This window comes from Granulicella cerasi, assembly GCF_025685575.1.
Taxonomy (GTDB): Bacteria; Acidobacteriota; Terriglobia; order Terriglobales; family Acidobacteriaceae; genus Granulicella; species Granulicella cerasi.
On sequence record NZ_JAGSYD010000002.1, the window covers coordinates 705,395 to 726,585 of the forward strand.

Here is a 21,191-nt window from a genome sequence, read left to right on the forward strand (position 1 = left end):
GTGCTTCACCGCGCGCGTTCAATACAATCAACGGTGATGGCATCGATCGAAAAACGCACTCCCTGGGCCTGGACCGTCGCCACCTTTGTCGGCGTCGGCAACCTGAAGCCCGGCCCCGGCACCTACGGCTCTGCCGCAGCTATGCTGCTGTGGATGCTCGCCGCACATCTATGGCATCCTTCTTTCCTGCTCTTCACGCTTGCAACCTTCGCAGCGATGACGACAGCGACGCTCATTGGTATCCCCGCATCGACGATCACCGCACGCGAAGCGGGCCGCGAAGATCCCGGCTTCGTCGTCATCGACGAGGTTGCAGGCCAACTCTTCGCACTCGTCGCGCTCACACCCACATGGCCACATGCGCTACTCGCGCTGGCGCTCTTCCGTCTCTTCGACATCTGGAAGCCGTGGCCGATTCGTCGCTTTGAAGATCTGCCTGAGGGCACCGGCATCATGCTCGACGACGTCGTCGCGGGCGCGTTCGCCTTCATCGCGGCGCAGTTGCTTACACACTTCGTGCCCGCTCTGCGATAGCCTTGAGTACACGATGAGCCTCCTGTCCTCCATCCGCACATCGACGCCGCTGCCGCGCCTCGACTCCCTTTCGCCGCAAGCGGCCATCCCCGGCGGCTTCTTCGAAGTGCGTGGTGAGCACCTTGTGCTCCAAACCAACGATGGCCCACAGATGCCGCTCGCATTTTTCGGGCAGCTCGCGGCATCGCTCGATATGGTCCGCCCTTCGCGCCTACTCGCACGCGTTCCCGAAGGTGCCATCTCCTCCGACTTCACGCTGCGCACGTCGCGCGATGCATCCAACCACGGAGCCGCGTCGAACGCACTCTTCGCCAACATCGGTGTGCCGATGGCCGAGAACCTGCACCTGATCTCGAACCCTTGCGTCGATCGCGACGGCAACCTCTACGCGATGGTCTCCGGACCGCGTGGCGAGCGTGTTCCCGTCAGCATCTATCGCATCGATCGCGATCTGCAGATTCGCCCCTTTGTACGGGATCTGCTGAACATCTCCGCTCTTGCGCTTGGCCCCAGTGGCGACCTCTTCGCGTCGTCGCGCGCAGAGGGAACGGTCTACCGCATCACGCCTGAAGGCGCGATCAGCACCTTCGCCGAGGGCATGGGCGTGGCCACAGGTCTCGCGTTTGATCGCGAAGGGAATCTCTTCGTCGGCGACCGCTCGGGCACCATCTTCAAGATCAATTCGACCGGCGAGATCTTCGTCTTCGCCACGCTCGAACCCTCCGTTGCCGCGTATCACCTTTGCTTCCGCGACGATGGCACACTGCTCGTCACCGCGCCTACGACGACCTCGAACCAGAGCATCTTCGCTATCGCTCCCGATGGCTCGACAAGCACCTTCTTCTCCGGGCTCGGCCGTCCGCAAGGCATGGCGCTTGATGTTGATGGCAACCTCTACGTGGCCGCCGCACTGCACGGCACGCGCGGTATCGTGCGCATCACGCCGTCGAAGCAGGCAGAGCTCTTCATCTCGGGCAACGACCTCGTCGGCCTCTGCTTTATCGAAGACGGCACCGTCGCACTCGCCACCAACAACACGCTCTTCTATCTCGACCTCGGCATCGAAGGAAGACCGCTGGTCGGCACTGGGGCCTGATGCGGTACGCACTCTATCGCGAGCCCACGCCGGCAGAGCGCGAGGTCTTTGTACGACGCCGCAAGCTCGCTACGCTGCAACGCATCTTCGCCGAGCGCGAGCTTGCGCTCGGCGATCTGCGCGGACAACTCCTCAGCTTTGAAGGCCGTTATCTGCGACAGGTCGGCCTGCTTTACAAAGAGCTCGACGAGTGGCAGCGCAAACGCAACGAACTGCACGCTCGCCCTGGCGATACGCCAGACTTCTCCGACATCGCTGATGTGCCGCTGGCCGAACAGCGAGCACACATTGCACAGACCGTGCGCGCGCTCTTTCGCGAAGTCGCCAAGCGCCTGCATCCTGACTTCGCCGCCGATGCCGAGGACGAGCAGCGCCGCACACGCCTGATGGCGCAAGCCAACGACGCCGCGCGGCGTGGCGATCGGCTCGCGCTTGAACGCATGTTGCGGGGCTTCGACGCAGTGCTGCTGCTGAACAGCGAGCAGGCGATCGAAGCTGAACTTGAGTTCCTCGCCGCACAGATCAGCGAACTCCACCTCGCCATCACGCAATCCGAGAAGGAATGCGTTGACCTCGACCGATCCGAGATGGCCGAGTTGCAACGCGCATGCATCACTGCAGCGTTAGAAGGCCGTGACCTGCTTGCAGAGATGGCCGTACGTGTAAAGGGGCTCATCGGCATCGCGATGCGCCAGTATGAGCTCGACCTCGACAAGATCAAAAATCCGCCACGCGGCGCGCTTGAAAGCTCCCTGCTCTCGGCCGAGACAAACATCTCTTTCCGCTTCGTCAACGGCAAACGCCAGCAGCGATAAAACAATGCAGCACCGCTGAAATCGGCGTAGCATCCAAAGCAGCATGATTGCCGAGATTATCGCGGTAGGCAGCGAGATGCTGACCCCGGACCGCCAGGACACGAACTCGCTTTACATCACGCGCGGCCTCAACGGCCTCGGCGTCTCCCTCGCCTTCAAAGGCATCGTCGGCGACAATCGCCAACACCTTACCGACGCCATCCGCATCGCGCTCAAGCGGGTGGACGTCGTGGTGCTCTCCGGCGGCCTTGGCCCGACGGAAGACGACCTCACACGTGAGTGCTCTGCCGAAGCGCTTGGCGTCGAACTCTACCGCGAGCCCGAACTCATGGTCGCACTCACGCGTCGTTTCGCCGAGCGCCGTATGACCATGTCAGCCAACAACGAGCGACAGACCGAAGTGCTCGACGGCGCCGTTGTGCTCGACAACAAGAATGGCTCCGCGCCCGGCCAGTGGCTCGACACCACTGTCGACGGCCATCGCAAGATCCTCATCCTGCTCCCCGGCCCGCCGAAAGAGCTGATGCCGCTCTTCGACAACGAGTGCCTGCCGCGCCTGGCCGCTTCGCTGCCGCAGCGACATCTCGCGCGCCGCACGCTGCGCATGGCCCTGCTGCCCGAGTCGCAGGTCGATGCGCGATGTGCGCCAATCTATCAGCGCTTCACCGACATCGAAACGACGATCCTCGCGGGCAATGCGGAGATTACGCTGAACTTCGTCTGCACGAAGCCTACGCAGGAAGAGGCCGAGCAGCGCGTCAATGCGCTGACCGAACTCATCGAGCACGAGATGGGCGACAGCATCTACTCCTCGCACGGCGAATCGCTCGAAGAGATTGTGCAACTCATGCTTGGCCTGCGCGACATGACACTCTCGGTGGCAGAAAGCTGCACCGGCGGCCTGCTTGCGCAGCGCATCACGGCCGTTCCCAACGCATCGCGCACCTTCGCTGGCGGAGCTGTGGTTTACAACGCGCAGCAGAAAACGACGCTCGCGCATGTTCCTGCTGACCTTATTGCAGAGCACGGCACCGTCTCCGAACCCGTTGCCCGCGCGCTCGCCGAGGGCATCCGCGAAGTCACGGGCAGCAAGATCGGCATTGGCATCACCGGCATTGCAGGTCCCTCCACGCTCGACGGCGCCGACGAAGGCAAGCCCGTGGGCCTGGTCTACGTAGCGCTGGCTGACGGCGAGGACACGCAGGTGAAAGAGCTCAACATTCGCGGCGACCGCGATCGCATCCGCTACTGGACGACGCAACACGCGCTTGAAATGTTGCGTCTCTCCTTGCAGTAACCGCCGCCCACTCGTCGGCATCCAATCGTGCAGCGCGGCTGCAAGGATCATCCTGTACACTCAAACACGCAAACCATGGCCTGGATTCTTACCATCGTTGTCTCCTACCTGCTCGGTTCCATTCCGTTCGGCTACATTCTCGTGCGTTCATTCCAGAACGAGGACATTCGCCAGTCGGGCTCGGGCAACATCGGCGCTACGAACGTGGCGCGTTCCAATAAACCTCTCGGCATCGCCACGTTATTGCTCGATGCGCTGAAGGGTTGGCTCGCTGTCGTGCTCACGCACACCTGGGTAAAGCTCTTTCACCTCGGCTCGCCCAACCCTGCGATGGATCTCGCTGCACTCGCGGCACTCTGCGCTGTCGTCGGCCACATGTTCCCCATCTGGCTGAACTTCCGCGGGGGCAAAGGCGTCGCTACGGCGCTGGGTGTCTTCATCGCGTTGTCATGGCCTGCTGCGCTCGCTGCAGTAGCGGTCTTCATCGTCGCACTCGTGCTCTCGAAGTACGTCTCCGTGGGCTCGGTCGCAGCGGCTGTCGCGCTGCCCATCTTCGCCTGGCTGCTGACGCCGCACCGCACGCTTTTCTTCGTGCTCTGCAGCGTCGCGATCGCAGCCCTCGTTGTCTACAAGCACAGCTCGAACCTGGCGCGTCTTCGCGCTGGCACCGAGAGCCAGTTCCTCCGGTAGCCTCGGCTACCCGCACGCACGGAGTCGCACCGCATGAGTCGTATCGCTATCCTCGGAGCCGGAAGCTGGGGCACCGCTCTCACGCTCTCGCTCGCTCGCCGCGGCGGACATGAGCTCACACTTTGGGCCCATTCTCCCGCGCACGCCGAAGAGCTCGCCGAGACCGGCGAAAACAAGCGCTACCTCCCCGGATTCATCGTTCCGGCAGACGTGCGCATCACCTCAAAGCTGCAGGACGCCATCCACGGCACGTCAGTCGTCCTCTGTGTCACGCCGTCGCAGGCTTTGCGTTCGGTGATGGAGCAGATCGCACCGTCGCTCACGAAGGACCAGGTGCTGCTCTCGGCCTCCAAGGGCATCGAGGAAAAGACCTTCCTGCGCATGTCGCAGATCATGGCGAATTATGCGCCGGAAAACCCGCACGGCACACTCGGCGGCCCCTCCTTCGCGCAGGAAGTCGCCAGCGCCATGCCCACGGCGATCACCATCGCTGCGGATGACGAGCAGATCGGCAAGCGCCTGCAGGATGACTTCTCGTCCTCCTCGCTGCGCGTCTATCGCAATGAAGATGTGGCTGGCACCGAACTCGGCGGAGCATTGAAGAATGTGATCGCACTCGCCGCCGGCGTCGTCACGGGGCTTGAGCTAGGTAACAATGCCGCAGCTGCACTCATCACGCGTGGCATGGTCGAAGTGACCCGCCTCGCCATCGCTTGCGGCGGACGCCGTGAGACGCTGAGCGGCCTCTCCGGCATCGGCGACCTCGTCCTCACCTGCACCGGCGGCCTCTCGCGTAACCGCACCGTTGGCGTTGAACTTGGTAAGGGCCGCAAGCTCCCCGAGATCCTCGAATCCCTCAACGGCAAGGTCGCTGAGGGCGTGCGCTCCACCACCGCTGCGCTCGGCCTCGCTGCACGCTATGGCGTGGAGATGCCGATCACCGAGCAGATGGCGCTGATTCTGCATCAGGACAAGAGCCCGCGCGATGCGATTCGCGAACTGATGTCTCGCCCCGGCCGTCTCGAGTAACTACAGCCGTAGCTTGTAACGCTTCGACAACACATGCAGCAACGCAGGGCTTTCCCAGGGGACATCGTGGAAAGCCCGCTCGCTTTGCAGCGCCTCTGAGGAAGCATCGCGCAGCATCTCTTGCGGGAAGACCGCGATGCGATCCAACATCGTCGCCGCCGGGCGGTCCTCCACGGCAAGCCCCAGAACCTCGCGCACATACGCAGCGCACAGATCATGCCCCGCGCCCAACGGCAGATGTACCAACTGCGTCGCGCGGAAGTTCATCTCCAACATCTGCAGACGTCCCTGCGCGTCGGGCAGAAAATCGCCGCCGACGAAGCCTGAGAGATGCAGCCGCTCGACCATTGCGCGCAGCATCGCAACCGCCTCAGCGTTTTCGACTACGCGCACTACGCTCGACGCCGCCAACGAGTTCTGCACGTGCTCGACGGCAAAGATCGTGCACGCTACGAGCGCGCCGTTCGCCGCAACCGCCGCCGCAGTCAATTCCCCCGTCGGCTCGCCGACATATTGCTGCGCACACACCTCGCGGCCCATGCCCGCCCGCCGCGCGCGCATCAGGTTCCACTCCCGGTTGACGAATCCACGCTTCACCGCGCGCAAAACCGTCGGCGTGCCGTGGAGTCGTCGCCACGCTGTGCGCGCCTGCTCGAGCGTCTTCACGATGCGCACGCCCTGGCCGCCGAAACTCTCATCCGCCTTCAACACCAGCGGCAAGCCGAGCTCCTCCGCCGCGTGCTCCACGCTCGCGGCGTTCTTCACTGCCACCGTTCGCGGAACACTCACATGTGCAGCCTCGGCGGCCTGCGCCATCGCCAGTCGCGACGACGCGGCGAGCACGGCATCCTCGCCGCCAAACGATCGCCGCATTAACGCTGAGACGGTTTCATCGCGACCGGCCAGCGCCAAAGCAGCCGCCAGAGCATGTTCGTCGCAAGCCAGCAGAGCATCTGGAGCGAAGCTGCGGATCGCATCCGCCAGGCACCTCTCGGCGATGAGCTCGTGATAACGAAATACGCGCAGCGCCAGCCCCGCGAGCACTGCCGGATGACGCGCCGGAGCGACCAGCCCGACCTCGCAACCAAGCGCCGTGAGCGCCAGCGCCAGCCGAGCGGTCGAAACCCACTCTCGACTCGCCACCAGCAACGTACGCGGCTTGTTTCCCATCACCAGCTCATCCTTTGGCCCAGCCTCCGCCGCACACGGCCGAGCCTTTGGCTACTCTCCGTCTGCTGTGGGGTCAATGCAAACGATAGTATCGGAAGTGCCGCGTTCCCACGTTGCCGCGTGCTACCTGAGCCTATGCGCCACCCCATCTCAACCCGCCAGCCCGTGGTCATCGTCGGCGCGGGCCCTTTCGGTCTCTCGCTCGCCGCGCATCTGGCGGAGGCGCGTGTTCCCTTCCGCATCTTCGGCCGCCCCATGCAGACGTGGAAAACGCAGATGCCCGTCGACATGCACCTGAAATCCGACGGCTTCGCCTCCAATCTCTACGCTGGCCGCGCCCGTAGCTTCACTCTCGAAGATTTCTGCACTGAACGCGGGCTTCCGTACCATCCCACCGCGATGGCGATCCCGCTCGCGACCTTCATCGCCTATGGCGAGGAGTTCGCGCGCCGAATCGTTCCCACGCTGGAGCCGCAGAACGTCACCGCGCTCGACACCAATCCCGACGGCAGCTTCGCGCTTACCCTCGAAGACGGCGAGCGGTTCACAGCCTCTGCCGTCGTTCTCGCCACCGGCCTCAGCGTGAACCATCACCTCCCCACCGCCTTCGCAGCCCTCGCTCCGCAGTACGTCAGCCACACCGCCGAGCATCAGCGCTTCGACCGCTTTACCGGCCAGCGCGTCGCCGTGCTGGGTCGCGGAGCCAGTTCGCTGAACGCCGCCGCGCTGCTGCATCAGGCAGGCGCGCACGTCACGCTCATCACGCGTAAGCGCAACATCTTTGTGCACGGGCCGTCCGATGGCTCCCCGCGCTCCTGGCGCGCGCGCCTGCGGCACCCTGGATCGCCGCTCGGCCCCTCGTGGCGTTCGTGGGCCTCGTCGCGCCTGCCGCTGCTCTTCCACGCACTGCCCGCTCCGCTGCGGCACGCGGTGAACTACAAACACCTCGGCCCGGCGGGCGGCGTTGCTCTCCACGGGCTCGTCTTCGACCGCTTCCCGATCCTGCGCCAGACCGAGATCCTCACCGCGTCCGCGACAGACGATCACCGACTCGCGCTCACACTGCGCAACCTTGTTGATGGCGCGCAGCAAACGCTCCTCGTCGACCACCTCATCGCCGGCACCGGCTTCCGCCAGGACCTTGCACGCCTCCGCTTCCTCGCACCGGAGCTTCGCAGCCGCATTCGCACACACGCCAACGGCAGTCCACGCCTTGATCGCCGATTCCAGACCAGCATTGCTGCTCTCTACGTCATCGGCCCGGCGGCCGCAGACAGCTTCAGCCCGCTCTTCAAGTTCGCAGCCGGGGCCGACTTCGCCGCGCGTCACCTCACCGCGCACCTTCAGCGTCAAACCTAGCCATGCCCGTCGCCCTGCTCACGCTCGAACTCTCCATCGAACACGCACACTCCCTCAAGGACCGCCGCCAGGTCGTGCGCTCGCTCAAAGACAAGCTGCGTCACGGCTTCAACGTCTCCGTCGCCGAGCTGGACGAGACGCCGCTGTGGAACCGAGCGACCGTCGGCATCTGTGCCGTTTCGTCGTCGGCACGCTACCTGGCCGGACAGATGCAAGAGGTGGAGGACGCCGCGCGGCGTCTCTCCGTCGGGCTGGGCTGTGAGGTAATCGATACCTTCGTCGAGTTCGATCTCCCGTTGGCAACCGACGAGTTGTAAGCTGAATCGAATCAGCCATTGTTGCGTTACAGGCTGGTCACGACAGTGGTATCCTGACTAGTCGAAGTTTGAAATATGCCTGAACATAGAGCACGCCAGCATCACCGCGACCGCGTCGCGTCCACTTTCGCCGAAGAGATCACCGCCATGCTGGAGGGTGAGCTTACTGACCCCCGCATCGCGCCTTGCCACGTGACCGAGGTGATCCTCGCCCCCGGCGGAAAGAGCTGTCGCGTCCTCATTGCGGTCGTCGGCGGCGAGAAAGAAGAAGCCTCCACGCTCGAAGGCCTGATGGCCGCTCGCGCGTACATCCGTACCGAAATTCGCGATCGCATGGCCGTTCGCCATGTTCCCGAAATCACCTTTGCGATCGACCGATCCGAAAAACTCACTGCGCGCATGGACGAGATTTTCGGACGCATCAATAAAAGACGCGCACGCGACGAACGTCGTACTTCTTCCAGTCCTGCATCTGAAACACGAGAGGCGGACGACAAGTAATGTTCACCAGCCCCGCGAACATGCAATCAATGGAAAAGCTGCTGGCCGAAATCGGCAAGCGCCAGAGCTTCCTGATCACCTCGCATGCCCGCCCCGATGGCGATGCCATCGGCTCTTCGCTCGCTCTGATGCATCTGCTCGACGGCATGGGCAAAGACGTTGCCGTCTGCTTTGCAGACCCTGTCCCTGACATCTATGCAGCCATTCCCGGCGTAGAACGCATCCGGCACGACCTTCCGGCTGAGAACGTCGAATGTGCCATCCTGATGGAGTGCGATTGCATTGCGCGTTCGGGCTACACCGCCCTGCCCGCCGACTGCACGATCAACATTGATCACCACTTGTCGGGGCGCGAGTATGCGACCTACAACTGGATCGACTCGGAAGCTCCGGCCGTCGGTGCGATGGTGTTCGACATGGCACAGGTCTCCGGCCAGCCCATCACTCCGGCCATGGCCACCTGCGTTTACACAGCGCTCGTCACGGACACCGGCTCGTTCCTTTACTCCACCACGACGGCGGACACCTTTGCGATCGCCGCGAAGCTGCTCTACGCGGGCGCCGACTCCTACGCGGTCACGCAGGCTGTCTTCTTCTCGACTCCACGCAGCAAGATGCGCCTGTTGGCCAGGGCCCTGACCCGTATGGAGATTCGTGGCGAAGTCGCCTGGAGCTGGGTCACCGAGCAGGACCTCGTCGAGCTCGAAGCCACCGTGGAAGACTGCGAAGGCATCGTCAACTACCTCATCGGCATGGCCGGCATCTGCGCCGCGGCGTTCCTTCGCGAGCAGCCGGGCGGGCAGGAGTTCCGCATCAGCCTCCGCAGCCGCCGAGCTGTTGACGTTTCCCGCGTCGCCCAGGAGTTTGCCGGTGGCGGACACCGCAACGCATCGGGCGGCTCCATCGACGGCCCGCTCGACGTCGCGATCGAACGCCTCACCACGCGCCTGCAGCGTGCCTGCGACGACGCGCTCCGTCCCACGGCCTAGCTCGGCATCCCATTCAGCGCCGCCGACCACCCTCGGCGGCGCTTTCTCTGTACAGGACTCTTCCAAGGCTCCCCGCAAACGTTCTCCCTCGGCTTTTGATAGCCTTAAGCTGGTTTACGCCGCCCCGCGCGGCACTTAGACGATTGCTCTCTTGAGTTTCTATCCCCAAACCGCCGCCGCCACGCCTCCTCGCGAACAAGGCGATCGCCATTCGGTAGGTCGCACCGTCCGCGCTCTGCTCCGCCCCGCGATGCTGCGGCGCGGCCTGCGCACCGGTCCCGGTCGCACTCTCGTCGAGTTCGTCATCCTGCTCTTCGTCGGAGGCTACTTCCTGCTCTTTGGCCTCGTGCCGTGGGTCGGCGGAGCGCAGATCGGCCTCGTCGGCGCTGACGAGCCTCGCTACGCGCAAATCGCGCGCGAGATGCTCGAAGCGCACTCCGAGGACTGCCACGTAGTCCACGCACGAATGATTCCGAACTCGCTGCGTCCCCAAAAACTACACGCCAGCTATGTCTGCATCGTCGGTGGCACCATCACGCCGATCCTCTACGGCAAGCCGTGGCTCGAAAAACCCGCGCTCTACTACTGGCGCGCGATGGGCTTCTTCAAGGAGTTTGGCGTCAGCGACTGGTCGGCACGACTGCCCTCCGCCAGTGGTGCAGCAGCGCTCATCATCCTCGCGTTCCTTCATCTGCGACGGTTCCGTCCCGGCGGACATCTCGACGCCGCGCTCATCATGGTTTCGGCTGCGGCCATCGTCGGCTTCGCGCGCGGTGCCTCCACTGACATGCAACTCGCCGCGCCATTCTGTATAGGAATGCTCGGCTGGTACGCCTGGTATGAGACGGGCAAGAAATTCTGGCTCTTCGATCTCTACTTCTTCGGCGCCTTCGCCACGCTCGCCAAAGGCCCGGTGGCGCCCTTCATGGCGCTGGCGATCATCTGCTGCTTCCTCGGCCTGCGCAAAGAATGGTCGGCGCTGCGTCGCACCATCTGGCTGCCCGGCATCCTGCTTTACTTTGCGATGGTGCTGCCCTGGTACATCGCGGTACAACGCCGCAACCCGGGCTTCTTCCGCGAATTCTTCCTGCAGCACAACCTCGAGCGCTATACGACAAACCTGTACCAGCACCACCAGCCCTGGTACTACTACGTCATCGTGCTCATCCTCGGCCTGATGCCGTGGACCGCGCTCTCCTTCCGCGCGCTCGCCAACGGCATTGCCACTTCCGTCGCCGAGTGGAAGGTGCGCCACAAGCCGGCTCGCTACGTAGGACACGTTCGCGCAGGCGATGCGTTCCCCGAGTTCCTCGTTCTGTGGACGCTCTTCCCCATCTTCTTCTTCTCGTTCTCCGGCTCGAAGCTGCCCGGCTATATTCTGCCGTCGATCCCGCCGCTCGCCATCCTGACCGGAGATTACCTCTACCGCATCCGCCGCATCGGCATCTCCACCTGGTTGCTCTACACGCACGCTACGCTCACCGCGATCCTTACCTTCGTGCTGCTGCTTTGCCCGCAGTACATGGTGTACCAGCGCATTGTGCCGCAGAGGGGCCCGATGGCCGTAGCGATCATCGGCGCGCTCGCTACCGGGGCCTTGATCGTGCTCGTGGTGCGTCGCTGGGGAACCGCGCGCATCCGTACGGTCACGCTCATCCCGCTCGCGCTGCTGCTCTTCTTCCTGTTGGGCTTGAACGGTCGTCTGCTCGACCTGAACTACTCCGCACGCCCGCTTGCAGAGGCCATCGCGCAGGCAGCGCCCGAGGTGCAGACCGTTGCCGTGCATGACGTCCGCCGCGACCTAGATTACGGCCTGGCGTTCTACCGCAACCAGATCATCGAGCACTACCGCACCGATGGCGTACCGGACACCACACACATCCTGGTGATCCCCACGCGCGAGGCTGAGCAGCTACCGGTGATCGTCCCCGATCGCGTGTACCAGCAGCTCTTCCTCTACGACACGCAAGGCCTCGCGGTCTATAAGGTCTACGCGAAGAAGTAGTCTGCTACTCCAGCGGCAACTGAAGCACTACACACAACCCACCGCCAGCGCACTTCTCTGCATACACCATGCCTCCATGCAGGTCGACGATGCGTCGCGTGATCGACAACCCCAGGCCAGAGCCCTTGACGTCGTGCTCGCGCGCTTCCGAGACGCGGAAGAACGGATCGAAGAGCTTGCGCAGCACGTCATCGGGTACACCCGGTCCACAATCCTCCACGACGACCTCGCACATCACGCGGCCCTGCACATTGCGGCGCGCCGCACGAACCACCACCGCTGTTCGCGGCGCGGTATAGTGCACAGCGTTGCGGACAACATTCTCCAGCGCACTGCGTAGAAGGTTCGCGTCTCCCGGCAGCACGATCGCGTCCGACATTTCGACACGAACGTGCTTGTCCTCGGACTGCGCCTCAAAGGAAGCATCCTGAGCGAGGCTTTCGAGCATCGACCGCAGCTCGATCCTCTCCCGCGCCATTGAAGAAGGCTGCATGTCCAGCCGCGTCAGCAACAGGATCTGCCCGATCATCGCGTTCATGCGCTCGACGTCGGTCTCCATGCGATCGAGGACATCCATCTCGCCGCGCCTCATCAACTCCAGCGAAACCGAGATGCGCGTGAGTGGCGAACGCAGCTCATGCGAGATGTCCGCGAGCATTTCCTGTCGGCGCTCAATCAGCACCTGCATGCGCTCGGCCATCTGGTCGAACGCCTTCGCTGTGTCTGCAATCTCATCTTCGCGCGGCGACACCGCAGGCAGCACGCGCGTGCTGAGGTCTCCGCTCGCCAGTCGCAGCGCACCCGCCTGCAGCGCACGCATCGGAGCCACAATATGCCGCGTCAACAACACGCAGAGCAACGCCGCAATCAACGCAGCGAGCAGCAGACGCACACCGATCGGCCGCGCAAACGTGCCATCGAGGAAGCCACCCAACTTCGGATGAATCTCGATCACGAAATAGTACCGCTGCCCATTCGAGATCAGCGGCGTTGAGGTCACCCACACGCGCCCGAGGCGCTGCCTGGACTCACCCGTCCTGCGACTCGCTTCGAGAACCACTCCAATGTTCGGCGGCACCGGGCGCGACGATACGCTACGCCCTTGCGCATCGAGCAACGCCGCATTCATCGTGGAAGATTTATCGATGATGTCCAGGTAGCGGTCAAGCGAAGCCTCGCCACCGCTCGTGTAGAAATCAATCGCGGTATGCGCGTAGAGGTCCTGCGTCATCCGCGTCCAGCGCGTGCCAATCGGGCGCGAGCCTGTGAGCAGTGTCACCGCGACCACCAACACCGCGCTCGCTGCGAAGGTCAGCCAGAACCAGCCAAAAATCTTCACATACAGCGAGCGAAAGATCCTCACGCGGCCTCTCCGCCGGTGTACGCATAGCCTGCGCCGCGAAGGCTTTGAATGCGCTCTTTGCCTTCGTACATCGCGCCCAGCTTCTTCCGCAGATTGCTCACGTGGTTATCGACGCTGCGGTCAAAGGCTCCCACCGGTCTACCGAGGCACACCTCCGCGATCTCATCACGCGAAACCACACGCCCATACGAGCGGATCAGCAGCAACAGGATTTCGTATTCGGTTCCCGTCAGCGCGACCTCACGGCCTTGCTGCTGCACTCGGCGTGACGCCACATCAATCACGAGGTCGCCCATCTCCATCGAAGAAGGAGCCGCCGCCACGGGCCCTCGGCGCTTCAACACGGAGCGCATGCGCGCCACCAGCTCTCGAACGTGAAAAGGCTTCGGCAGATAATCATCCGCGCCCGCTTCCAGGCCGGAGATGCGGTCCTTCTCATCGCCGCGCGCGGTCAGCATGATCACCGGCACCTCGGACTCCACGCGGATGCGCCGCAACAACACACGGCCGTCGCCGCCCGGAAGCATCACGTCCAGCACCACCAGATCGAACGTCCCGTCGGTCGCGCGCGCATATCCATCCTTCGCGTCGTAAACCGGCGTTACCTCGAAGCCATCCATGCGCAGCAGGCGCTCGAGCCCCGCACAGAGCTCCCTGTCGTCATCCACCAGCAGCACGCGAGGCCGGGCCTTGCCTGCTTCCGCGTCCTGCGTCAACTTCTGCTCCATGGACATTTCCTTCGCTTCAGTGTCACACCAACCGGCAACCCGCTCCAAGCGCCGAATGTAAGGAAGTGCATGTGTCTTTGCCGGGCAAACCTTCAACCGCTGCACGGCGCGGAACCAGCGTAGTATTCACTCTCGCGCGACACTCTCTGCGATACTGCCAAACAAGCATGTCCCTCGCCGAGCCATCTGTCGACGTCCTCGATCTGCGCCACTTTTCCGGCGCACAGCTTGCCCCGCTGCTGCGCGACGAGGCCGAGCGCTGGCAGGCCCGACTGCACTGGCAATATGACTCCGCCGCCACCCTCTTGCTCGAGTACCTGAACACCCGCGTATTGCCCGGATACGCGGCTTACGACCGCGCTACACGCAGCGTCGTCGGCTATGGCTTCTGCGTCTACGAGGCGAACAAAGCAGTGCTCGGCGATATCTACGCCTTCGACGAAGCAGAAGGTCGCCCGAGCCCCCTCGTCAACAGGCTGCTGGACCATCTGCTCGAAATGCTGATGGCTTCACCCGGCATCGATCGCATCGAATCGCAGCTGCTTATGTACCCGCCGGGGTCTTTCGCTCCAACACTGGACCGCTACGGCTTCCAAAGCTTCCCGCGTCAGTTCCTCATGGCGCCGCTCAGCGCACCGCAACTCCAGCAGCCAGCTATGCCGCTCGTTCCCGGATCCGGCCTGCGCCTCGAGCGTTGGCGCCCCGAGCACATGCACGGCGCGGCGGCCCTCATTCAGCGGTCCTATCAAGACCACGGCGATGCGCTCATCAACGACCAGTACCGCACCGTCGCCGGAGCAGAGCGCTTCCTGCACAACATCATCCGCTTCCCGGGCTGTGGAGACTTTGACGCCGAGCATTCACTCGTCCTCGTCGACCAAAACTCCGGAAAGCCGCAGGCCCTGCTGCTCTGCTCGCGCGTTCATCAGGACACTGCACACATCACGCAACTGTGCATCGCGCCTTCGCTGCGAGGCCTCGGCCTTGGCCGCATGATGCTCACCATCTGCGCGCAACAACTTTGGCAGCGAGGCCTGCGCCATGTGTCGCTTACCGTCACAGAAGACAACGCGCAGGCGCTGAAGCTCTACAACTCACTCGGCTTCAGCCTGCTGCAACGCTTCGAAGCTATCGTCTGGAACAAGCGCTAGACCACCCGCTGACACGCCGGATAAAACCCCGTCGGCTGGCTAGTTGTCATCGTTGCTGCTATGCCCCACAGCCGCTCGCTGCGTTGCCATCTTCCGCTTCGATGAAGCCCCGTTGATGCCCTCAGCATAACGACGCACACCACCGAACAAGCTCTCCGCCACACGCTGACGATACTCCGGCGTACGCAGCTGCGCCGCATCGCGCGGGTTCGTCACAAACGAAATCTCCGCCAGAATCGATGGCATATTCGCACCGATCAGCACCACGAACGGAGCCTTCTTCACTCCGCGATTCTTCAGCGCACCGTTGTTGCGCTCAAGCCCCGCATACAACGAATCATCCACATCACTCGCCAGTTCGCGACTCTCTTCGATCTTGTCCTTCAGCGCGATCTTCTTCACCAGATCGCTCAGCTCATGCACGCTCTGCGTCGACACCGCATTCTCTCTACCTGCCACGCGCATCGCATCCGGATCGCTCGTGAAGTTCAGGTAATACACCTCAACACCACGCGCCGTCGGATCACTCGACGAGTTCGCATGAACGGAGATGAACAGGTCGGCCTGCGCTTTGTTCGCAATCGCCGTACGCGTCTCGAGCGGAATGAACGTGTCATCCGCACGCGTGTACACAATCTCCGCACCGAGACGCTCGTGGCAAAGCTTCCCCAGACGCAGCGCTACATCGAGCACGACGTCCTTCTCCTGAATGCCATCCGCACCGAGCGTGCCCGAGTCATGCCCGCCATGCCCCGCATCGATGACGATGCGTCCAATCTTCAAACCCAGCGCCCGCATCAATGACGTCTCGCCCGCAGCTGTGGGCGGAGCGACCTGCGCAGGCTCACCCGCGACATGCTTCGACGGCTTGGGTGAGGGCGCCACATCCGCGACATCCCTTGCCGTCTTCGATGAGATCGGGGCAGAGGTCGGCTTATGCGTCGCATTCACGCGTCCTGGCTGCGAACTTACCGCAGCCACATCCGGCGTCGTCGAACTCACGCTCGATACCACCGCATTCGGCACAGGCCTTGCGGCCGTGGCCTTCTGCGGAATCACCACACGCGGCGCGGCGACTTTGCTCGTCGTCGCCGGAGCCGTGCGCGAAGGCAGCCCGAAGCTATCGCCACCATCTGTCACAGCCATCGGCGGCAGGCTTGAGGTCTCCGTACTCTTTGCTCGCGGAGCTTCAACCACCGGCTCCCGCGGTACAGGCTTTGCAAGGCTCGCTTCCGGTTTCTCCGTGGGCACCACGGCATCACCCGCAGGAGCGCTTTCGCCCTTGCCATGAATGTCGATGATCAAGCGATACGGATTCGGCAGCAAGAACGCCGAGTACTCGCTGACCTCATGCACATCGAGCACAACACGCGTCACATCATTCGAAAACTGCGCCGCGCGCATCTTTGTCAGGAAGCCATCATCGACGACGTTGAAGCTCTTGCCCACCAGCTCATGCGCCAGCTTCGCATGATGCAAGTCGAAGTAGATGCGGTCCGGATGCTCCACACGCGCCGCTTCGTACGTCACTTCATCGCCAAGGTCGATCACCACACGCGTATAGCTCGGCGTGGACCAATGCCGTATCCCCGACACCAATGCCATCGGCTTCTTGCTATCACTCGGCGCAGCCTCCGCAACCGGCTCCGACTGCGGCTCCCGTGGCGTAGCCTTCGCACTCTTAGCGTCGAGGCTTTCAGCAGGCATCGTAGCCGCAGAAGCAGCCTCCGCATGCACCGGTCGATGATAATGATCATCCCCCGCCGCAGGGCCGTCGGCACTCGCTGCATCCGCGCTATCGCTACCCGCTGCAAACTTCGGCGCACTGCCGTCCTTCAACTGATCCAGCGTCACCGTCGCCGTCTCACGTGCAGCCAACGACCGCGGATACTGCTGTCGCAGAAACTCATACTGCCCCATCGCGTCGTTCAGGCTCTTGCCGTCCTGCAACTCGCGGCCCTGCTCGGCGAGCAACTCCGCCACCTGCTGCACCGCGCGCGAAGAATGAACATCCGCCGGGTTCGCATGGTAGATCGCGCGGAAGTTGTCCATCACGCGGCGATACTCCGCCTTCGAGTGATGCGGCTGCGCCTCAAAGCTCTGCCGCGCCTGCAACGCCGCGTCCCACGCTCCACTCTGCGCACGGACACACAACGCGCACGCACACAGCAGCGCACCTACGAAGCGACGATGGCGAAGCCCGACCATATCCCTTCCAGTCTAGGTTTCGCACGCCGCCGCTCGCGCTGTGAATCGCGCCACGTACCCCACCGGATACCCACGCATTGACACCACCAAAACCTCGCGTGCTGATCAACGCCCAAAACGAAAGCGGCTACGCATCACGCGCAGCCGCCCCTTCCACTCACCACAAACCGGGTGCCCCAGGTCTCGCTTCTGAGACCTGGGTTCGCAGGATCTCACCACTACCCCAACAATTCCCCAACTACCTCAGCCGCAGCCTGCAACGTCGCATCCAGCGCCGCCACATCCGAGCCACCAGCCTCAGCCAGATCAGGACGTCCACCGCCCTTGCCGCCGACCTTCGCCGCCAGCGCACCAACGACCTTGCCCGCCTGCACCTTGCCGGTGAGGTCCTTCGTCACGCCAGCAATCAGCGAAACCTTGCCCTCATCCGTCGCCGCGCCAAGCACTACGACGCCCGAGCCCAGCTTGCCGCGAAGCTCATCGACAAGGTTGCGCATCTGCGACTTATCCAACGCATCGACGCGCTGCGCGAGCACCTTCACGCCCTTCACTTCAACGGCATTGGAAGCCGCATCCGCCGTCGCTGCCGAAGCCGACTTCATGCGCATCTGCTCCAACTCACGACGCAGCTTCTTCAGCTCCTCATCCTGCGAAGTCAGTCGCGCCACCAGCGCCGAAGCACTCGCCTCACCTGCCACCTGCGACGCTACCTTAGACACCTCGGCATCGCGACGGAAAAGCTCCAGCGAACCCGCGCCCGTCACCGCTTCCACGCGACGCACGCCGCTCGACACACTCGATTCACCCACCAGCTTCAGCAGGCCAATCTCACCCGTCGCCGCAATGTGCGTGCCACCGCAAAGCTCCGTCGAGAAGTCGCCAATCTTCACCACGCGCACGCGCTCGCCATACTTCTCGCCAAACAGCGCCATCGCGCCCAACTCATGCACAGCCACATCAATCGGCACATCGACCATCGTCTGCACCGGCGTGTTCGCCAGAATCTGCGCGTTGACGATGTCCTCAATCTCCTGCAGCTCTTCCTCAGCCACACCCGTAAAGTGCGAGAAGTCAAAGCGCAGACGACCCGGATCATTCAACGATCCCGCCTGCTTCACATGCGTGCCCAACACCTGTCGCAACGCTGCATGAAGCAGGTGCGTGCCCGTGTGATTACGCATCGTCGCATTGCGCACCCCAGCGTTCACCACGGTGTCCACCGTGTCGCCTACAGCGATCGTGTGCTTGGCTACCACCTGATGCGCGAACACACCCTGCACCGGCTTCTTGCAGCCGCTCACCTCAGCCACAGCAGTCTGATGATCAGCCGCATAGAGCCAACCCACATCGCCCACCTGTCCGCCCGAGTCCGCATAGAAGCTCGTCGCATCCAGCACAACCTCGCCGCGCTCGCCGGCCTTCAACTCGTTGGTGCCCACGCCATCCTTCACCAGCGCAATCACCTTCGCGCCATCGACACGCGTCGCGCCATAGCCTTCGAACACCGTCTGCGCGAGCTCGCGATACACCGGCGCCGCCGTCTTCTGCGATCCGCCCTTCCACGAAGCACGCGCACGCTGCTGCTCTTCCAACTTCGCGCGCTCAAACCCCTCGACATCGAACTCAATGCGCGCGTCACGCGCAGCATCGACCATAAAGTCCAGCGGCATACCAAACGTCTCATACAGCGAGAACGCCTTCGCCCCATTTCGCAACACATCTTCGGTCATATTGCGCAGACCGAGCTCCAGCGTGCGCGCAAACTGTTGCTCTTCCGCCAGCACCACCTTCGCCACGCGCTCAGCGGACTCCACCAACTCCGGATAAGCCGTCTTCATCTCGTCACGCACAGCGAGAACCATCTCGTGCATGAACGGCTTCTCCTGCCCCAGCAATCGTCCATGACGAATGCCGCGACGAAGAATCTTGCGCAACACATACCCACGACCTTCATTCGAAGGCAACACACCATCGCTGATGAGGAAGGTCGCGCAACGTGCGTGGTCTGCAATGATCCGCAGCGAAGGCGCACCCTTCGTATCGCTGATTGCAAGCTGATCCAACGACAGCTCCGACTGGAAGCCCGTCAGCCTTTGCGCTGCAGTAATCAGCGGTGTGAACAGATCGCTCTCGTAATTCGACAGCTTGCCCTGCAATACAGCCGAGATGCGTTCGAGCCCCATGCCCGTATCCACCGACTGCTTGGGCAGCGGCGTCAACGTGCCATCGCTCGAGCGATCGAACTGCATGAAGACCAGGTTCCACACCTCGACATAGCGCTGATCGTCCTGCGGAAACGGCTTGTCCGTACCTGCTTCCTCTGCAGCCTCCACGCCGAGATCGTAGAAGATCTCCGAGCAAGGACCGCACGGCCCCGTATCGCCCATCTGCCAGAAGTTGTCCTTCGCTGGCATGCCGAAGATGCGGTCAGCAGGCACGCCCGTTTCGATCCACATCGCCTCGGCTTCGTCATCGCGCGGCACACTGTCGTTGCCTTCGAAGACGGTGACGTAAAGCTTGTCCTTCGGAATCCCAAACCAATCCGGCGAGGTCAGCAACTCCCACGCATACGCGATGGCGTCCTTCTTGAAGTAGTCGCCAAAGCTGAAGTTGCCAAGCATCTCAAAGAACGTGTGATGACGACGCGTGAAGCCGACGTTCTCCAGATCGTTATGCTTGCCACCGGCACGCACACACTTCTGCGACGTGGTTGCGCGCGTATACTCACGCTTCTCCGCGCCAAGGAACACGTCCTTGAACTGGTTCATACCCGCATTGGTAAACAGCAGGGTCGGATCATTGGCCGGAACCAGCGACGAAGAGTGCACACGACGGTGCCCCTTCCCTTCAAAAAACCGCAGAAAATCTTCACGAATCTGATTGCCGGACAAGTTACGCATAGAGCTTTAGTTTATCAGCGAGTCAGGCTGAAATCCCCGGCCACCACGTCAGCCCTTCACGCCTCAACTCCGCATCCCGCGTAGCCTTCAGCCCCGCAAACTCCTCCGCGTGCCGCGCCAACTCCACCACGCTCACCAACGCATCGAACGCGTCTTCGCTGCCCAGCGCCTTGCTCATGACCGCGCGGCCCACATGCTTGTACAGCGCATCCGTCTTGCGCTTCGCCGCGAGATACGCCCGCCGCGCCTCTGCATTCGACTTCGCCACCGCGCCGGTCATCAGGCGCGTGTACATCTCGCACACCAGCGGCTGCGGCCGGTTCGCGCCGATCGCCGACGCCTCAAACGGCCACACGCGAAACCCCGCCTCGCGCAGCCGCTCCAGCATCGGCATCACGCGTAGCGACCCCGTCCCCACCGAGCCCGATCCGCCAATCTGAAACGGCGACTTCGCCGTGATCCCACGCATCTTCGCCGCACGCTCCGGGTCGCCGCCCGGCTCGCCCTGCGCGATCTTATTGTCGTAGTCAGCGAAACGAAACATCCGCCGATACCCCTCGCCGCAGAACTGCTCCGGCCGCTTATGCGGCTTGCCCCAGAAGCGCTCGTCGCGAGCTATCTCATCGCCCTCGCGCGCAAGCCACTGCTCGGCCAGCCCCGCATTCACCTTGCGCCAAAACGCAAATGCATCCGAGCATCCATGCTCCTCAAGAAACCACGCCGGAAAGCTGAAGCACGCATCAATGCCGACGACCATGCTCGGCGTCTCCGCGGCAAGCTCGATCAGCCAAGCCGCCACCTCCTCACGCGTGCGCCCCGCCTCAAGCTGCACGCGCACGCGGCCATCCGCCAAACGCGTCCAAACACCCGCCCAGATATGCCGCCGCTGCCCAGCCACATCGATACGGCCCGACCAATCAATCGCCACCAGACGCTGCGGCGAGCCGACAATGCCGTCGCGTACCGTTGCGTCCTTCGCGCTCGTTGCGTTCGCCTTTGCTTTCTCAACTGCCAATGTTCACTCCAGAGTGCCAGTCGT

At 63.0% G+C, this 21,191-nt stretch carries 18 protein-coding genes; 12 read left to right on the forward strand and 6 right to left on the reverse strand.

What is annotated here, in order from left to right:
- Window positions 1–36 precede the first annotated feature (36 nt).
- From OHL11_RS08500 to OHL11_RS08525, 6 genes are all read left to right on the forward strand, one after another.
- Window positions 37–534, forward strand: a complete 498-nt coding sequence (locus OHL11_RS08500) for a phosphatidylglycerophosphatase A family protein (protein WP_263371057.1) — start codon at window positions 37–39, stop codon at window positions 532–534.
- 13 nt (window positions 535–547) lie between these two features.
- On the forward strand, window positions 548–1,630 hold the full coding sequence (locus OHL11_RS08505; RefSeq protein ID WP_263371058.1) for an SMP-30/gluconolactonase/LRE family protein: 1,083 nt from the start codon (window positions 548–550) through the stop codon (window positions 1,628–1,630).
- Window positions 1,630–2,445, forward strand: a complete 816-nt coding sequence (locus OHL11_RS08510) for a hypothetical protein (RefSeq protein WP_263371059.1) — start codon at window positions 1,630–1,632, stop codon at window positions 2,443–2,445. The genes OHL11_RS08505 and OHL11_RS08510 overlap by 1 nt, the downstream gene beginning before the upstream one ends.
- A gap of 43 nt (window positions 2,446–2,488) precedes the next feature.
- The gene (locus OHL11_RS08515; protein ID WP_263371060.1) at window positions 2,489–3,742 is read left to right on the forward strand and encodes a competence/damage-inducible protein A; all 1,254 of its coding nucleotides are present in this window, start codon (window positions 2,489–2,491) and stop codon (window positions 3,740–3,742) included.
- A 75-nt stretch (window positions 3,743–3,817) separates the two neighbouring features.
- A complete protein-coding gene (gene plsY, locus OHL11_RS08520) occupies window positions 3,818–4,432 on the forward strand; it encodes a glycerol-3-phosphate 1-O-acyltransferase PlsY (RefSeq protein ID WP_263371061.1) in 615 nt (204 codons plus the stop codon).
- 33 nt (window positions 4,433–4,465) lie between these two features.
- On the forward strand, window positions 4,466–5,461 hold the full coding sequence (locus OHL11_RS08525; RefSeq protein ID WP_263371062.1) for an NAD(P)H-dependent glycerol-3-phosphate dehydrogenase: 996 nt from the start codon (window positions 4,466–4,468) through the stop codon (window positions 5,459–5,461).
- Here OHL11_RS08525 and OHL11_RS08530 read toward each other — a convergent pair whose 3' ends face one another.
- The gene (locus tag OHL11_RS08530) at window positions 5,462–6,631 is read right to left on the reverse strand and encodes an ATP-grasp domain-containing protein (protein WP_263371063.1); all 1,170 of its coding nucleotides are present in this window, start codon (window positions 6,629–6,631) and stop codon (window positions 5,462–5,464) included.
- Between the two features lie 135 nt (window positions 6,632–6,766).
- Here OHL11_RS08530 and OHL11_RS08535 point away from each other — a divergent pair, with 135 nt between their 5' ends.
- From OHL11_RS08535 to OHL11_RS08555, 5 genes are all read left to right on the forward strand, one after another.
- Window positions 6,767–7,990 carry an FAD-dependent oxidoreductase gene (locus OHL11_RS08535; RefSeq protein WP_263371064.1) on the forward strand — a complete coding sequence of 408 codons (1,224 nt, stop codon included), beginning with the start codon at window positions 6,767–6,769 and terminating at the stop codon, window positions 7,988–7,990.
- 2 nt (window positions 7,991–7,992) lie between these two features.
- Complete coding sequence (locus OHL11_RS08540) at window positions 7,993–8,307, forward strand: DUF503 domain-containing protein (protein WP_263371065.1); 315 nt, start codon at window positions 7,993–7,995, stop codon at window positions 8,305–8,307.
- A 75-nt stretch (window positions 8,308–8,382) separates the two neighbouring features.
- Window positions 8,383–8,808: a 30S ribosome-binding factor RbfA gene (rbfA, locus tag OHL11_RS08545; RefSeq protein ID WP_263371066.1), complete on the forward strand. Its 426-nt coding sequence runs from the start codon at window positions 8,383–8,385 to the stop codon at window positions 8,806–8,808.
- Complete coding sequence (locus tag OHL11_RS08550; RefSeq protein WP_317890637.1) at window positions 8,808–9,797, forward strand: DHH family phosphoesterase; 990 nt, start codon at window positions 8,808–8,810, stop codon at window positions 9,795–9,797. The genes rbfA and OHL11_RS08550 overlap by 1 nt, the downstream gene beginning before the upstream one ends.
- A 151-nt stretch (window positions 9,798–9,948) precedes the next feature.
- Complete coding sequence (locus tag OHL11_RS08555) at window positions 9,949–11,802, forward strand: ArnT family glycosyltransferase (protein WP_317890638.1); 1,854 nt, start codon at window positions 9,949–9,951, stop codon at window positions 11,800–11,802.
- Window positions 11,803–11,806: 4 nt separating this feature from the next.
- Here the strand turns inward: OHL11_RS08555 and OHL11_RS08560 are convergent, their stop codons facing one another.
- Entirely contained in the window at window positions 11,807–13,165 is a 1,359-nt protein-coding gene (locus OHL11_RS08560; RefSeq protein ID WP_263371067.1) for a sensor histidine kinase, read from the reverse strand.
- Entirely contained in the window at window positions 13,162–13,893 is a 732-nt protein-coding gene (locus OHL11_RS08565) for a response regulator transcription factor (protein ID WP_263371068.1), read from the reverse strand. Before OHL11_RS08565 ends, OHL11_RS08560 begins: the two co-directional genes overlap by 4 nt.
- A gap of 167 nt (window positions 13,894–14,060) precedes the next feature.
- On the opposite strand from OHL11_RS08565, the gene OHL11_RS08570 reads away from it, so the two are divergent.
- A complete protein-coding gene (locus OHL11_RS08570) occupies window positions 14,061–15,044 on the forward strand; it encodes a GNAT family N-acetyltransferase (protein WP_263371069.1) in 984 nt (327 codons plus the stop codon).
- 39 nt (window positions 15,045–15,083) lie between these two features.
- Here OHL11_RS08570 and OHL11_RS08575 read toward each other — a convergent pair whose 3' ends face one another.
- From OHL11_RS08575 to OHL11_RS08585, 3 genes are all read right to left on the reverse strand, one after another.
- Complete coding sequence (locus tag OHL11_RS08575; protein WP_263371070.1) at window positions 15,084–17,252, reverse strand: N-acetylmuramoyl-L-alanine amidase; 2,169 nt, start codon at window positions 17,250–17,252, stop codon at window positions 15,084–15,086.
- A 218-nt stretch (window positions 17,253–17,470) separates the two neighbouring features.
- On the reverse strand, window positions 17,471–20,152 hold the full coding sequence (gene alaS, locus OHL11_RS08580) for an alanine--tRNA ligase (protein ID WP_263371071.1): 2,682 nt from the start codon (window positions 20,150–20,152) through the stop codon (window positions 17,471–17,473).
- Between the two features lie 22 nt (window positions 20,153–20,174).
- Complete coding sequence (locus tag OHL11_RS08585; protein WP_263371072.1) at window positions 20,175–21,167, reverse strand: hypothetical protein; 993 nt, start codon at window positions 21,165–21,167, stop codon at window positions 20,175–20,177.
- Between the last annotated feature and the right edge of the window lie 24 nt (window positions 21,168–21,191).

Coding starts and splice junctions, on each gene's coding strand:
- OHL11_RS08550 (WP_317890637.1), top strand. CDS start 8,808: ATGTTCACCAGCCCCGCGAACATGCAATCAATGGAAAAGCTGCTGGCC.
- plsY (WP_263371061.1), top strand. CDS start 3,818: ATGGCCTGGATTCTTACCATCGTTGTCTCCTACCTGCTCGGTTCCATT.
- OHL11_RS08535 (WP_263371064.1), top strand. CDS start 6,767: ATGCGCCACCCCATCTCAACCCGCCAGCCCGTGGTCATCGTCGGCGCG.
- alaS (WP_263371071.1), bottom strand. CDS start 20,152: ATGCGTAACTTGTCCGGCAATCAGATTCGTGAAGATTTTCTGCGGTTT.
- OHL11_RS08540 (WP_263371065.1), top strand. CDS start 7,993: ATGCCCGTCGCCCTGCTCACGCTCGAACTCTCCATCGAACACGCACAC.
- OHL11_RS08525 (WP_263371062.1), top strand. CDS start 4,466: ATGAGTCGTATCGCTATCCTCGGAGCCGGAAGCTGGGGCACCGCTCTC.
- OHL11_RS08530 (WP_263371063.1), bottom strand. CDS start 6,631: ATGGGAAACAAGCCGCGTACGTTGCTGGTGGCGAGTCGAGAGTGGGTT.
- OHL11_RS08505 (WP_263371058.1), top strand. CDS start 548: ATGAGCCTCCTGTCCTCCATCCGCACATCGACGCCGCTGCCGCGCCTC.
- OHL11_RS08570 (WP_263371069.1), top strand. CDS start 14,061: ATGTCCCTCGCCGAGCCATCTGTCGACGTCCTCGATCTGCGCCACTTT.
- OHL11_RS08565 (WP_263371068.1), bottom strand. CDS start 13,893: ATGGAGCAGAAGTTGACGCAGGACGCGGAAGCAGGCAAGGCCCGGCCT.
- OHL11_RS08510 (WP_263371059.1), top strand. CDS start 1,630: ATGCGGTACGCACTCTATCGCGAGCCCACGCCGGCAGAGCGCGAGGTC.
- rbfA (WP_263371066.1), top strand. CDS start 8,383: ATGCCTGAACATAGAGCACGCCAGCATCACCGCGACCGCGTCGCGTCC.
- OHL11_RS08515 (WP_263371060.1), top strand. CDS start 2,489: ATGATTGCCGAGATTATCGCGGTAGGCAGCGAGATGCTGACCCCGGAC.
- OHL11_RS08500 (WP_263371057.1), top strand. CDS start 37: ATGGCATCGATCGAAAAACGCACTCCCTGGGCCTGGACCGTCGCCACC.
- OHL11_RS08575 (WP_263371070.1), bottom strand. CDS start 17,252: ATGGTCGGGCTTCGCCATCGTCGCTTCGTAGGTGCGCTGCTGTGTGCG.